General features: G+C 67.7%; 14 protein-coding genes. 6 read left to right on the forward strand and 8 right to left on the reverse strand.

The features are described from left to right. The coding region (locus ACNPNP_RS13060) for a baeRF2 domain-containing protein (protein ID WP_448966469.1) at positions 1-786 on the reverse strand (786 nt) is incomplete at its 3' end. After that, on the reverse strand, positions 779-1057 hold the full coding sequence (locus ACNPNP_RS13065) for a hypothetical protein (RefSeq protein ID WP_206477027.1): 279 nt from the start codon (positions 1055-1057) through the stop codon (positions 779-781). The genes ACNPNP_RS13065 and ACNPNP_RS13060, both read right to left, overlap by 8 nt. A 150-nt stretch (positions 1058-1207) precedes the next feature. On the opposite strand from ACNPNP_RS13065, the gene ACNPNP_RS13070 reads away from it, so the two are divergent. Further along, positions 1208-1630, forward strand: coding sequence for a DUF6098 family protein (locus ACNPNP_RS13070; protein ID WP_448966470.1), 423 nt, complete (start codon positions 1208-1210; stop codon positions 1628-1630). A 65-nt stretch (positions 1631-1695) separates the two neighbouring features. Further along, entirely contained in the window at positions 1696-2007 is a 312-nt protein-coding gene (locus tag ACNPNP_RS13075) for a DUF7882 family protein (protein WP_448966471.1), read from the forward strand. 18 nt (positions 2008-2025) lie between these two features. Here ACNPNP_RS13075 and ACNPNP_RS13080 read toward each other — a convergent pair whose 3' ends face one another. Then, the gene (locus tag ACNPNP_RS13080) at positions 2026-2328 is read right to left on the reverse strand and encodes a DUF2188 domain-containing protein (protein WP_448966472.1); all 303 of its coding nucleotides are present in this window, start codon (positions 2326-2328) and stop codon (positions 2026-2028) included. Between the two features lie 202 nt (positions 2329-2530). Between ACNPNP_RS13080 and ACNPNP_RS13085 the strand changes: the two genes are divergently transcribed. The 4 genes from ACNPNP_RS13085 (at position 2531) to ACNPNP_RS13100 (ending at position 7198) form a co-directional block, all read left to right on the forward strand. After that, a complete protein-coding gene (locus ACNPNP_RS13085) occupies positions 2531-3706 on the forward strand; it encodes an alcohol dehydrogenase catalytic domain-containing protein (protein ID WP_448966473.1) in 1176 nt (391 codons plus the stop codon). Between the two features lie 30 nt (positions 3707-3736). Continuing rightward, entirely contained in the window at positions 3737-4696 is a 960-nt protein-coding gene (locus ACNPNP_RS13090; RefSeq protein WP_448966474.1) for a TIGR03885 family FMN-dependent LLM class oxidoreductase, read from the forward strand. Next, positions 4693-6351, forward strand: a complete 1659-nt coding sequence (locus ACNPNP_RS13095; RefSeq protein WP_448966475.1) for an alpha-amylase family protein — start codon at positions 4693-4695, stop codon at positions 6349-6351. Before ACNPNP_RS13090 ends, ACNPNP_RS13095 begins: the two co-directional genes overlap by 4 nt. A gap of 73 nt (positions 6352-6424) precedes the next feature. Beyond that, complete coding sequence (locus ACNPNP_RS13100; RefSeq protein ID WP_448966476.1) at positions 6425-7198, forward strand: CPBP family intramembrane glutamic endopeptidase; 774 nt, start codon at positions 6425-6427, stop codon at positions 7196-7198. A 47-nt stretch (positions 7199-7245) separates the two neighbouring features. On the opposite strand, the gene ACNPNP_RS13105 is transcribed toward ACNPNP_RS13100, so the two are convergent. The 5 genes from ACNPNP_RS13105 to ACNPNP_RS13125 all read right to left on the reverse strand — a co-directional run. Continuing rightward, positions 7246-7608, reverse strand: a complete 363-nt coding sequence (locus tag ACNPNP_RS13105; protein WP_448966477.1) for a hypothetical protein — start codon at positions 7606-7608, stop codon at positions 7246-7248. Between the two features lies 1 nt (position 7609). Next, positions 7610-9967: a phosphoketolase family protein gene (locus ACNPNP_RS13110; RefSeq protein ID WP_448966478.1), complete on the reverse strand. Its 2358-nt coding sequence runs from the start codon at positions 9965-9967 to the stop codon at positions 7610-7612. 54 nt (positions 9968-10021) lie between these two features. Beyond that, positions 10022-11338 carry a phenylacetate--CoA ligase family protein gene (locus ACNPNP_RS13115; RefSeq protein WP_448966479.1) on the reverse strand — a complete coding sequence of 439 codons (1317 nt, stop codon included), beginning with the start codon at positions 11336-11338 and terminating at the stop codon, positions 10022-10024. Continuing rightward, positions 11335-12177: an SDR family NAD(P)-dependent oxidoreductase gene (locus tag ACNPNP_RS13120; protein WP_448966480.1), complete on the reverse strand. Its 843-nt coding sequence runs from the start codon at positions 12175-12177 to the stop codon at positions 11335-11337. Before ACNPNP_RS13120 ends, ACNPNP_RS13115 begins: the two co-directional genes overlap by 4 nt. A gap of 32 nt (positions 12178-12209) precedes the next feature. Then, on the reverse strand, positions 12210-12947 hold a 738-nt coding region (locus ACNPNP_RS13125), incomplete at its 5' end, for a hypothetical protein (RefSeq protein ID WP_473965283.1).

Below are 12947 nucleotides of genomic sequence, written 5' to 3' on the forward strand. Positions count from 1 at the left end.
CCCCCCCCGGTCGCGCACCTCGTCGACAGCGGAGCGCTCCCTCTCTTCGAGCGATCGAGCGATCGCCGAGTCGAGTTCGGCGGAATCAGCGCCGTCCGCACGCGTGTGCGCGTCGACGTCCACGATGAGTGCGCGTTCGGTGTCGGTCAGTGCGTCCGTGAGCAGCTGTCGGGCCCGCACATCACCGGAGAGTGCGACGAACTGCGGATGGTGCCTCCTGATGAGTTCGCTGACCTCAGCGGCGACCTCCTCTTGGTTGCTCTTCCACGTGTTCTCGGCATATCGCTGGTACGCGGCGTGCGACCATCCTCCCGCCTGCACCTTCGTGATGTCGTCGGTCTGGCCCTCGATCTCCGCATCCGCATCGCTGTGCCCGCGGCCGGCGGTCTCCAGATGGATGTCAGCGCCGTCACGGCTCGTCTCGACGACGAGATAGCGGATGGCCGCGCCGAGATGGCGCAGCATCGGGAGCAGTGTCGGCACCGGCGCGTGGTCGAGACGCTCAGGGCCGACCCGTGCACCGACGAATCCCTGGTCGAGTTCGACGCGGCCGCCGGACGCCAGGACGACGCGGGTGGACGGGCTCGGCAGTCCGTTGCGCGTCGCGAGGGCCGCTTCTATCGCTGCCGCGTCCTCCTCGGGTGCTCCTGCCGCTTCCAGCCGTTCGCGCACGGAACGGCGAATCGCCTCCTCCTCGACCTGGGGGAGCACACCGGGACCATCGACGTATGCGCTGGTCCAAGGGCCGGGTCGGCTGAGCAGGTCGGCGAGTTCGCGGTCACTCATCGTCGCTCCCCTCGTCTGCGGTGCGGTGAGGGTCCGCGGCCTGCGCGTCGGCGGCATCCGCATCCGCCTCGGTGGCGTGCTCACCGCTCTCGTCGTTGCGGAAGGCGCGCTCGGTCGACCCGTCGTCGGTGTCGTCGGGCAGTGGCTCGGTCTCGCGGAAGGGTTCCGCGTGCGGGCTGCCGTGCCCCTGCACCATCCCGCGCGTCTCCTGCTCCATCTGCTCGTCGAGCTGCGGACCGTGCTTGGTGTTGCCTCGCTGAGTATCGGACATTGTCGTCTCCTCCTCGCTCGTCTCTCGTCCGTGCAGTCTCACCCGCGCCTTCGGATTCGCCATCGGGGTTGACATCGGCGGATCATACGGTGACGGTCGACGCAGCACCAGGCCGTTCGCTTCTCACGGGCGCGGGTAGATGATCTCCTCATGACGGAGCTGGTGCGGTTGCGGGCGTTGGCCGATCTCGCCCACCTGGTGAGAGAGCGGTCGGGTCTGCATGTCCGCTATTCGAAGGGCCCCGCCCACGATGCCGACCAGCGCAGCCTCGACACCGAGAGCGGCCTCGAGCTCCCAGGGCTCTCGGTGAATCCGCTCGACCCAGAGGACTGGTGGACCAGGCCGCTGGAGGACTGGCTCGCGCGTCAACTGTGCCAGTACCGCCACCTCGCGGAGAAGAATCCCGAGCGCATCGCCTGGGTACTGCGCGGTGCACCGGCCGGACGCGGACCGGACTGCGAGCCGCTGCTGCGCGACGTCGAACCGGTCGCCGTGCTCGGCGCGAGTCTTCTCGAAGAGGCGGAGAGCCGATACAGGGCCAATTTCGACGCCGGGCGCGGCCCCGAGGATTGAGAGGTCTCGGTCGTCGTCGCCGAGATGCCTCTGACACGGCGGCCCGGGGGGTCTACCGTTCAGTCATGGGCATTCTCTACTACGACAGCTCCGGAAGCCCGATCCACATCGAGGATCGAGCCCTCGCGCACCTGAAGGTCGTCATCGCCACCCGGCTGCGTCGGCACGAGAGCTTCACGCTGTCGTGGGAGCATCCGGACGGCGAGCCCGGAGGACGTTCGACCATCTGGCTGCATCCCTCGATACCGCTGCGCTTCGTGTTCGATGACCCTGAACCGCCAGCGCTGAACGGCCGCTGGATCGAGGACCTCATGAACTCCGTGAGCTCGACGGGTGGGATCTTCCTCGTCGATGAACTGATCGAACCCGCCGACTGAGGCCGTCGGAGAAGCCCGTCAACCAGACGGGTTGTCCAGAGGCATACCGTCATCGTCGGTCGTATCCGGCAACCCGTCCGAGCGCTCAGGCCGTTCCCCGACGATGGCCACGGTGGCATCCGGGGCGCCACCGTCCGTGATCACGCCGCTCGGATCCGACTCCTCGACGGTGTGCCGAGAACCGTGCTCCCTCGCGAACTCCGCGCCCGCGACGACAGCCTCCTCACGACTGCTGAAGCTGCGGGACCACTCGTTGGCCCCTTCCACCTCGTTCACCCACTGGCCCTGCTTGTCTCTGGTGACGACATCCAGATGAGACAAATCCGCACCTCCCGTTACGACGGCTGTATTCGAGTTCCGGTCGACCACGACGCTAGGGCGGTGCGCGCCGCTCATCGATCCCCTTGACATCGGAACCCGGAAGACTCCGACAACTTCTCGTGCTTGTCAACCCGTTTGGCGTCGGCCCGGCCATCTGCGAATCTCGCGTGACGGAACGGAGCGTGACCGGACGGAGGAAGACATGAAGGCTCTCACCTGGCAGGGAAAGCGCAAAGTGACGGTCGAGCGCGTGGAGGACCCCGCGATCGAACAGCCGACGGATGCCGTGATCAAGGTGACGTCATCCGCCATCTGCGGCTCGGACCTGCATCTGTACGAGCTGCTGGGTCCGTTCATCGACCGCGGGGACGTCCTCGGTCATGAGCCGATGGGCACCGTCGTGGAGGTCGGGTCCGAGGTGGCGGAGCTGGCTGTCGGCGACCGCGTCGTGATCCCGTTCAACATCGCATGCGGTCACTGCTTCATGTGTCGGAGCGGGCTCCAGTCGCAGTGCGAGACCACGCAGGTGCGCGAGTACGGCAGCGGCGCCGCGTTGTTCGGGTACACCAAGTTGTACGGCCAGATCCCTGGCGGGCAGGCGGAGTATCTTCGCGTCCCGTTCGCCGACTACAACCACATCCGCGTCGGTGCGGACCTTCCCGACGACCGGTATCTGTACCTCAGCGACATCCTGCCCACCGCGTGGCAGGGCGTCGAGTACGCGCATCTGCCGGAGGGAGGCACGCTGGCGGTGATGGGGCTCGGCCCCGTGGGGCAGTTCGTCTCCCGCATCGGCATCCACCGCGGCCACCGCGTGCTGGCGATCGATCCTGTCGCCGAGCGTCGTGAGATGGCCGAGCGGCACGGCGTGCTGACGTACGACCTCACCGACACGGTGGTGGACGAGCTCCGCGATCTGACCGATGGCCGGGGACCGGACGCGGTCGTCGATGCCGTCGGGCTGGAGGCCCATGGCTCGGCAGGGATCGGCCTCGTGCAGCAGGCCGTGGGGCTGCTGCCGGATGCCGTCGCCAGGCCGATGCTCGACAAGGCGGGTCTCGACCGGCTCGCGGCGCTCTACGCATCGATCGACCTCGTGCGCAGGGGCGGCACCGTCTCGCTCAGCGGCGTCTACGCCGGCGATGCCGATGTGCTGCCGATGAAGACGATGTTCGACAAGCAGCTGAGCCTGCGCATGGGCCAGTGCAACGTCAAGAACTGGGTGGACGACATCCTTCCGCTCGTCGAGGATCCCGCCGACCCGCTCGGCGTCCTCGATCTTGCGACCCATCACGCTCCGCTCGACGACGCCCCGGAGCTCTACGGGACCTTTCAGCGCAAAGAGGACGGCTGCATCAAAGTCGTGCTGAATCCGTGACGGCCTGAAAGCGATGATGGAGGCGAGAAGATGACCACGATCGGCTACCACGCCTCGCACGAGCAGCTGCCGCCGAGAGATCTCCTCTCGGCCGTGCGCTTCGCGGAATCGGTGGGGTTCGACGCCGCGATGTGCTCGGACCACCTGGCGCCGTGGACGCCTGCCCAGGGCGAATCCGGGTTCGCATGGACGTGGCTCGGCGCAGCGCTCGCCTCCACGCACTTCCCCATCGGCGTCGTCACCGCGCCTGGCCAGCGCTATCATCCGGTGATCCTGGCCCAGGCGATCGCGACGGTCGAGCAGATGTTCCCCGGACGGTTCTGGGCGGCGCTCGGCAGCGGAGAGGCGATCAATGAGCACGTCACCGGAACGGGATGGCCGGAGAAGGCCGAGAGAGAGCAGCGGCTGCGTGAATGCGTCGACGCCATGCGACGGCTGCTCGTCGGCGAGAAGGTGACGCTCGACAGCCTGATCGTCGTGGACGAGGCGCGGGTGTGGAGTCGTCCGGAATCGCCGCCGCCCCTGTTCGGCGCCGCCGTCAGTGCGAGGACGGCGGGGTGGGTGGCCGAGTGGGCGGACGGGCTCATCACCGTGGGATCCGACCCCGACGCGACGGGCGCGGCGCTGAGCGCGTTCCGCGACGCGGGCGGAACCGGTGACGCAGCGCTCCAGATCCATGTCAGCCTCGCCGACACGGACGAGGAAGCGCTTCAGGTCGCGCGCGCGCAGTGGGCGCACTCGAGTGCGCCAGCAGAGCGCGTCTGGGACATCGCGCAGCCGGAGGAGTTCGCAGCGCTGGCGGATCCGACGGACGACAAGCTCAGGGAAGCCGTGGTCGTGGAGGCATCCGCCGATGCGATGGCGGAGCGCATCGCAGCCGCAGCAGAGGGGTTCGACGCGGTGTACATCCATCACGTCGGAGTGGATCAGGGTCCGTTCCTCCGCCGCTGCGAGGAGCAGCTGCTGCCCGCACTGCGGAGGCTGATGTGAACGCCGCAGACAGAAGCGACCTGTGGTGGCGGACGGCGGTCATCTACTGCCTCGACATCGAGACGTTCTTCGACTCGGACGGGGACGGCGTCGGCGACATCGTCGGGCTCACCCAGCGGATCGACTATCTCGCCGAGCTCGGAGTCTCGTGCCTGTGGCTCATGCCCTTCCAGCCGACCAGGGACCTCGACGACGGCTACGACATCACGGATTTCTACAGCGTCGATCCGCGGCTGGGCAATCTCGGCGAACTCGTCGAGCTGCTGCGCGTCGCACACGATCGCGGCATCCGCGTCATCGTCGACCTGGTCGTGAATCACACCTCCGACCGGCATCCGTGGTTCCGATCCGCTCGCCGCTCACGCGACTCGAAGTACCGCGACTACTACATCTGGAGAGACCCACGACCGCGGGGCTCTCGCAACACCGTCTTCCCCGGTGAGGAGACGAGCACCTGGGAGCACGACCCGAAGACCGGGCAGTACTACCTGCACAGCTTCTACCGGCACCAACCCGATCTCAACCTGGCCAATCCGCAGGTGCGTGAGGAGATCGCGCGCATCGTCGGATTCTGGATGGCGATGGGCGTGGACGGCTTCCGCCTGGATGCCGTACCGTTCCTGATCGCACCCCCTGGTGCGGCGAACGAGGCCGACCCGCACTCGTTCCTGCGGGAACTCCATCGATTCGTGATGCGCCGCCAAGGAGAGGCTGCGCTGCTGGGCGAGGTCGGATTGGCGCATGACGCGCAGCTGGACTATTTCGGGACGAAGGGAACAGAGCTCGATCTGCAGTTCGACTTCGCCACGGCGGAGGCGGTGTTCCTCTCGTTCGTCCGCCACGACGCGCGTCCCCTCGCCGACGTGCTCCGTGCGCGTCCGATCGTCGACGCGAGCCAGGGATGGGCGATGTTCCTGCGCAACCACGACGAGCTCACGCTGGAGCTGCTGGAGGAGGATGAACGCCAGGAGGTCTTCACCGCCCTCGCTCCCGATGAGAGGCAGCGCGTGTACGGGAGAGGCATTGTGCGCAGGCTCGCACCGATGCTGCACGGAGATCCGCGTCGCCTGCGGATGGCGTACAGCCTGCTCTTCTCCCTCCCAGGAGCACCCATGCTCTTCTACGGCGAGGAGATCGGCATGGGCGAGCTCCCCGCGCTCGGCGATCGCGCCGCGGTGCGCACCCCGATGCAGTGGGAGAACACCAAGAACGGCGGCTTCTCGACTGCCCGGCCGTCGAAGCTGCCACGCAGCATCCCCGAAGACGGCTACGGTCCGGCGCACGCGAACGCGCATGATCAGCTGCGCGACCCTGACTCGCTGCTCGCCACGATACGGCTCCTCATCTCGCGCTACCGCGCCAATCCCGAGATCGCGTGGGGGGAGTTCTCCCTCATCGACACCGGCGATCCGAAGGTGCTCGCGCATATGGCGGTCACCGATGAGGCCACGTTCATCGCGGTGCACAACTTCGGCGAAGACGCCTGCGGAATCGAGCTGGCGCTGCCGAGCACGTCGGAGGACGGCGAGCTGATCGATCTTCTCCATGAAGACTCGACCACGACGCCGGAGCGCGGGAAGGTGCGTCTCGAACTCGAAGGCTACGCGTACCGGTGGTTCCGGTTGGTCGCACCGGCTGCGCCTGCCCTGTCCTGAACAGTCGAGCAACATGGCGTCGAAGCGCTAGATTCGGCTGAGCAGACATCACCACTCCGCCCGAAAGGCTCCCGTGTCCGAAAAGACCTCTCCCGCTCCGCTGCGCGTTCGCCCGCGCGTCTGGATCGGCCTTGCGATCTGGGCGGCGTACGTCCTGCTCGTCTTCGTCGTGCAGCAGCTCTCGGGCATCCCTTACACGGCGTGGGGGGAGAACGGCGGAAACCTGTTCCTCGGGGCGGGAGTCTCTCTGATCGTCGGCACCGTCTTCCTCGCGATCACGGCCAGCCTGCTGGGATGGTGGCGACCCGCGCTGCTCGAGCGTCGGCGCAGCGTCCGCTGGCCGATCTTCGTGCCCGCGCTGATGGTCGTCGCGCTGCTCGTCAATCTCGCCTCGGTCGACTGGGGATCGTACGACGCCGGCTTCCTGGGCGCGTCGATCGTGCTGATCCTCGTCGGATTCACCGAGGAACTGGCCACCCGAGGCCTGCTCGTGACGGGGCTGCGCAGCAGGCTCGGCGAGGGCTGGGTGTGGTTCATCAGCTCCGCGCTGTTCGCCGCGATGCACCTGACCAACGTGCTCATCGGACAGGGCCTCGCACCGACGCTCCAGCAGGTAGGGATCGCATTCCTCGGCGGTACGGTCTTCTACATCCTGCGCCGTTGCACCGGCACCCTGCTCTGGGCGATCCTGCTGCACGGGCTCTGGGACTTCTCGACGTTCGCGGTCGGGCACGGCGACCCCGGCCCGTTCGCGGCGTTGGGCGGCACGCTCAACATCGTGGCCGGTCTGATCGGTCTGATCGTCGTCGCGTTCGTGATCCGGGGTGCCGACGAACGCATCCGGTGATCCGCGCTGTCGGCGGGACCCGATGCGTCCGTCGGCGTTGACGAACCTCACTCGTCGCGTGCCGCCTTGCGATCGATCGCTTCCAGAAGCCCCCTGAGCGCCTTCTCGATCGTCCCGTGCTTGTACTGACCGGCACGGCTCTCCCCCGAGATCACCGCGCAACGGTGCAGAGTGCGGAAGTCACCGTACGGGAAGCGGTAGCGCCCCTTGGTGTCCTCGCCCATGTCGGTGTCCTCACCGAGATGCCATTTCGCGAACTCGCGGAGGCCGTTCTCCTCGATGAAGTCGTTCTCCTGGTCGGTCGTGGGTGCGTGCTCGCTCCAGGCATCGCGTTCGTCCGCGGTGTACTGACCCCTGCGGAGCAGCCCACGGGCGTGGGTCAGTGCGGATTCGTTCAATTTCATGGCCATCTCAGGCTCCTCTCTCTGCGAAGGTCCAGTCGGCGACGACAGGGATGTCGACGCCGTGATCCCGCGTGTGACGGCGCGCATCCTCGCGCGCCGTCACGAACCCGGCGCGGACCTCGGCCGCTCGTTCGGCGAGGCCGGGCACGCGGTCGATCACGTCGATCGCGAGGCGGTAGCGATCGATGTCGTTGAGCATCAGCATGTCGAACGGCGTGGTCGTGGTGCCGCGCTCGCGATAGCCGTGCACGTGCAGGTTGTCGTGCCCGGTGCGCTTGTACGTGAGGCGATGTATCAGCGATGGGTAGCCGTGATACGCGAACACGACGGGCCGGCTCGTCGTGAAGAGTGCGTCGAAGGCCTCGTCCTCCATCCCTGCCGGATGCTGGTCGGGCGACTGCAACGTGGCGAGATCGACGACGTTGACCACGCGCACCTTCAGATCGGGGATGCTGTCGCGCAGCAGCTCCGCAGCGGCGATGACCTCCTGCGTCGGCACGTCGCCTGCGGCGGCGAGCACGGCATCGGGGGTCTCCGCGGGTCGAGTCGTCCCGGCCCATCCGAGCTCTCCGATCCCGCGCAGGACATGCGTGCGGGCGTCATCGAGGTTCAGCCACTGCGGTGCGGGCTTCTTACCCGCGACGACGACGTTGATGCGGTTCGCGGCGTCGAGGCACTGCGACATCGTGACGAGCAGAGTGTTCGCATCGAACGGCAGGTACACGCGCACGATGTCGGCGCTCTTGTTCAGCACGTGATCGATGAACCCCGGGTCCTGGTGGGTGAAGCCGTTGTGATCCTGTTGCCACACGTGGCTCGACAGCAGGTAGGTGAATGCGGGCAGCGGCTCGCGCCATGCGACGCCCGCCGATGCCTCCAGCCACTTCGCGTGCTGGTTGAACATCGAATCGACGATGTGGATGAAGGCCTCGTACGAAGTGAAGACGCCATGGCGTCCGGTGAGGGTGTAGCCCTCGAGCATGCCCTGGCACAGGTGTTCGCTGAGCACCTCCAGCACGCGGCCGTGCGGAGCGAGGTGCTCATCCACCGGGGTCGTGGCTGCGTTCCACTGCTTCTCGGTCGCATCGAACACGGCGGGCGCCAGCCGGTTGGATTCGAGTTCGTCCGGGCTGAAGATGCGGAACGTCTCCGGGTTGCGGCCGATGACGTCCGCCAGCCACGCTCCGAGGGTCCGGGTGGCACTCGCGTCGGCGCCGCCTGGAGCATCGACGGCGACGGCGTGCTGATCAGGACCCGGGATCTCGAGCGGACGACGGATGCCGTTGGACTGCGGGATGGCACTCATCCGCCGCACGCCCTTCGGCCCCCAGCCCGACGTCGACTCGTGCGGTGAGCCCGCGTCGTCGAACAGGTCGGCCGGTCGATACGAGCGCAGCCAGTCCTCCAGCATCCGTCGGTGCCCGTCATCGTCGCGCACGTCGTCGAGCGGCACCTGGTGGGAGCGCCAGGTTCCTTCGACAGGGTCGCCATCGACTTCCACGGGGCCGGTCCATCCCTTCGGCGAGCGCAGTACGATCATCGGCCAGGCTCGCCGCTCGCCTTCGAGGGCCGCCGCGCGCACCTGCGCGATCCCGTCGAAGGCTCGATCCAGCGCCTCGGCGAAGCGCGCGTGCGCGGCGGCCGCATCCTCGGTCGCCGAGATCGTGACGAAGATCGGGTCGTAGCCGTATCCGGTCATGAGCGCGGCCAGCTCCTGCTGCGGGATCCGCGCCAGCATCGTCGGGTTCGCGATCTTCCAGCCGTTCAGGTGCAGGATCGGCAGCACCATGCCGTCTCGGCGCGGGTCGAGGAACCTGCTGCCGTGCCACGCCGCGGCCAGCGGTCCGGTCTCCGCTTCGCCGGCGCCGACCACGCACACGACCGTGAGGTCCGGATCGTCCAGCGCCGCACCGAACGCATGCGAGAGCGAGTAGCCGAGTTCGCCGCCCTCCTGGATGGAACCAGGAGTCTCTGGCGCCGTATGGCTCGGCACGCCGCCTGGGTACGAGAACTGCTGGAACAGCGTGCGCATGCCGGCCGCATCCCTCGTCACGTCCGCATACAGCTCGGAGTACGTGCCGTCGAGCCAGGCGTTGGCGTTCATCGCCGGACCGCCGTGACCGGGCCCGGCGATGAAGAGCACCGGTTCGTCGCGCTCGACGATCACGCGATTCAGATGCGCGTAGACGAGGTTGAGCCCCGGCACGGTACCGAAGTGGCCGAGCAGTCGTGGCGTGATGTCGTCGACTTCCAACGGCCGGGAGAGAGTCGCGTCGTCCTGCAGGTAGATCTGCCCGACGCTCAGATAGTTCGCGGCCCGCCACCAGCGGTCGATCCGGTCGAGGGACTCAGGGGTCGCAGTCATATGCTCCTCGATACGCGCGGTCGATCCGGGTGTCAAGGGGCTGGTCGGTCAGCTCTACTGCGGCGTGTACACCAGCGCGTTCTTGTAGTCGCTGACCGGAATCACGCCGAAGGGCAGGGGCTCGATCGCCACGCGGACACGCAACCGCTCCCGCACCAGTGCGGATGCCGCGCGCAGTGCTGCATCCGCCGCCCCGGGAACGGAATCGTCACGCAGCTCGACTTCGAGCGGAATGTCGGCGTCGAAGCGCACCTGAGCCTCGAAGTCCTTGCGGATCCGCATGGTGCCGGAGAGCACGCCGGATGCTGCTTCCAGCACGACCTCGCGAATGGCCGAGGGAAACACATTCATCGCTTTGTAGATGAGCATGTCGTCGGTACGCCCCACGCAGCGCATCGTGGGCGTCTGGCGCCCGCAGGCGCACTCCACCGAGGTGATCTGCAGCTGGTCTCGAGATCGGAATCGGAGCACCGGCGACGCCTCGCGAAGGAGGGTCGTGTAGATCGCTTCGCCGGTGGCACCAGGCTCCCACGGCACATGCTCGAGAGTGTCGGGGTCGATGAGCTCGACGAAGACGTCAGGGGCTGCGGTGAAGTGCATCCCCTCTCCGACTTCGCACTCCGCCCACATCGCGGGGAGGATGTCTCCCAGACCCATGAACTCGCTGACGCGAGTCGCGCCCCATGCGTCGAGGATCGCACGGCGGATGTGCGGAACGCCCGCGCCGGGTTCCCCACCGGCGATGACGGTGCGCACCGAGAGGTCCCTGGCGGATATCCCGAGTTCCTGCTCGCACCGTTCAGCGAAATGCGCCGCGAACGATGCGGTCGCCACGAGCACGTCGACACCGAGGCGCTGCATTCCCAGCGCCATGCGCCCGGTGGTCTGGCCGCCGATCCACGCGAGCGTGCCGCCCGCGTCACGGATCCCGTCGGCGTACGGCAGCCCGCCGGCCACGATGGCCATTCCCGTCGTCAGCGCAGCGACGGATCCTTGCGCGACACCGGCGGTGCGATACGCATCGCCGATGCGTGCGCTCCAGCGCCGCACGTCGGAACGCGTCAGGCCGAAGTAGGTCGGGGCGCCGGTGGTGCCCGACGAGCTCGTCACCTGCGAGAGCTCGCGTGTGTCGACCAGTTGGAACGCACCCAGCGGATGTTCGGAGGAGCGCTCGGCCTGAGCCGCACGGAGGTCTTCCTTCGTCGTGAAAGGGAGACCGAGCAGGTCGTCGAGGTGCGCGGGTTCAGCGACCTCGCCGATCCGCGCAGCCCATGCTTCATGGCGGCTCAGCCGGTCGAGCAGGGTACCGAACCCTTTGAGCTGCTCGCGCTGCGTCGACTCCCAGGTCCTGGTCTGCGCGAGCGCGGTCACTTCTTCGCGCTCCCGGCCTGGCCCATGTTCTTCATCGCGAATCCTCCGCCGTCCACCGAGACCACCTGACCGGTGATCCAGCGAGCCTGCTCCGTCACGAGGAAGAAGGCGGCGGATGCGATGTCCCAGTTGTTGCCCTCGGTCTTGAGCGCGACGTTGTCGGCGCGCAGTCGTCTCTGCTCCTCCGTGAGACCGCGGGCGGCGAAGGCGCCCCAGATCATGCCGACGCGGACGCAGTTCACGCGTATCCCGCGGGGAGCCAGACTCGCCGCGGCACCGATCGACATCTTCTCGAGAGCCGTCTTCGCGAACGAGTACGGCATGCCAGGACCACGTCCTTCTGCAGCACCGGACGAGATGGTCACAATCGCTCCCCCGCGTTCCATGTGCCTCTGCGCGTGCCGGATCACGAACCACACCGCGGTGAAGTTGAGCATCATCCCCCGCTCGAACTCGTCCGGAGTGGCGTCGAACATCGGCTGGGTGCCCCCTCCCCCGATCGAGTCCGCGACGACGTCGATGCGACCGAAATGCGCGGCCGCGGCATCCACTGCCGTCTTCACCGACGCGTCGTCGGTGACGTCGACGTCGAAGAACTCCGCCGTTGCGCCGATCCCGCGGAGCGCGGCGACCGTGCGCTGCCCTGCGTCAGGATCGCGGTCGAGAACGGCGACCCGCGCACCGCTGCGCGCGCACAGCCACGCGAAGGCGAAGCCGACTCCGCCCTCAGGCCCGCTGAGGCCGCCGCCGGCGACCAACGCCACCTTGTCCTCGAGCCACGGCGCCGCAGCCGTGGCCAACGCGTCGCCGACGGGAACCGGCCAGGTCTCTTCGCTCATGTCTCTACCTCTCTGCAGGGATGGAAGTCGATTCAGCGCACGGGGAAACCGCGGCCCGACCAGGCGCCGAGCACACGGAACACCAGCGACATCGCCGCGTTCGACGAGCCTGCCACGACGATCGGGAACTGCGCCACCGACGATCCGGCGATCGTGCGGTGGAAGTGATCCGGCTCGAATTCTCTGTCGCCGCGCCCGTTCAGGCCCTTGCCGACAGCCGCGAGGTCACGCTCCGTCCTGCCCGCGCGCGACGTGATCCATTCGCGCACGTCCTGCTTGCTCATGCCAGCGGACGCGAACAGCCGCGCATGCTCAGGGTTCAGCAGCAAGCCGGTAGGGCTGTGCGGACCGATGAGCGCGCCTGAGCGCTGCACCGTGTCCACGAGATCGCCCAACACGTCCTCGGCCGAGCTGAAACTGCGGTTGTCGACGAGTTCGAATCCGCGCACGAGCGTCGCCGAGACCACGTCATCACCTGGCGCGTGCCCGAGTTCGACCGACAACGGCTCCCACGGGCTCTCCTCCTCGTTCTCACCGAGACAGAGATTCCACCGGCCGGGGACCCCGATGGTCGCCTGCTCGAGTTCGCCCGGCCTGACGCCGAAGCCGTTGCGAACAGTGAGCCCGAGCGCCCGTGGCACACTGCTGTTGACACGGAAGCCCGGGCCGAGAGCACCGCCGGCGGAGGCCAGGCCGAGGCGCTCCCGGATCGCCCCGTTGACGATCAGCAGCGGGCCGGGACCGCTCGTGCTCTGCCATCCGCCGCCGCG

The sequence above is a fragment of the Microbacterium xerophyticum genome (genome assembly GCF_053543555.1).

What these genes read in the sequence shown, in the direction of transcription:
- ACNPNP_RS13065 (WP_206477027.1), bottom strand. Translation starts at nt 1,057, where the DNA reads ATGTCCGATACTCAGCGAGGCAACACCAAGCACGGTCCGCAGCTCGAC.
- ACNPNP_RS13070 (WP_448966470.1), top strand. Translation starts at nt 1,208, where the DNA reads ATGACGGAGCTGGTGCGGTTGCGGGCGTTGGCCGATCTCGCCCACCTG.
- ACNPNP_RS13075 (WP_448966471.1), top strand. Translation starts at nt 1,696, where the DNA reads ATGGGCATTCTCTACTACGACAGCTCCGGAAGCCCGATCCACATCGAG.
- ACNPNP_RS13085 (WP_448966473.1), top strand. Translation starts at nt 2,531, where the DNA reads ATGAAGGCTCTCACCTGGCAGGGAAAGCGCAAAGTGACGGTCGAGCGC.
- ACNPNP_RS13090 (WP_448966474.1), top strand. Translation starts at nt 3,737, where the DNA reads ATGACCACGATCGGCTACCACGCCTCGCACGAGCAGCTGCCGCCGAGA.
- ACNPNP_RS13105 (WP_448966477.1), bottom strand. Translation starts at nt 7,608, where the DNA reads ATGGCCATGAAATTGAACGAATCCGCACTGACCCACGCCCGTGGGCTG.
- ACNPNP_RS13110 (WP_448966478.1), bottom strand. Translation starts at nt 9,967, where the DNA reads ATGACTGCGACCCCTGAGTCCCTCGACCGGATCGACCGCTGGTGGCGG.
- ACNPNP_RS13120 (WP_448966480.1), bottom strand. Translation starts at nt 12,177, where the DNA reads ATGAGCGAAGAGACCTGGCCGGTTCCCGTCGGCGACGCGTTGGCCACG.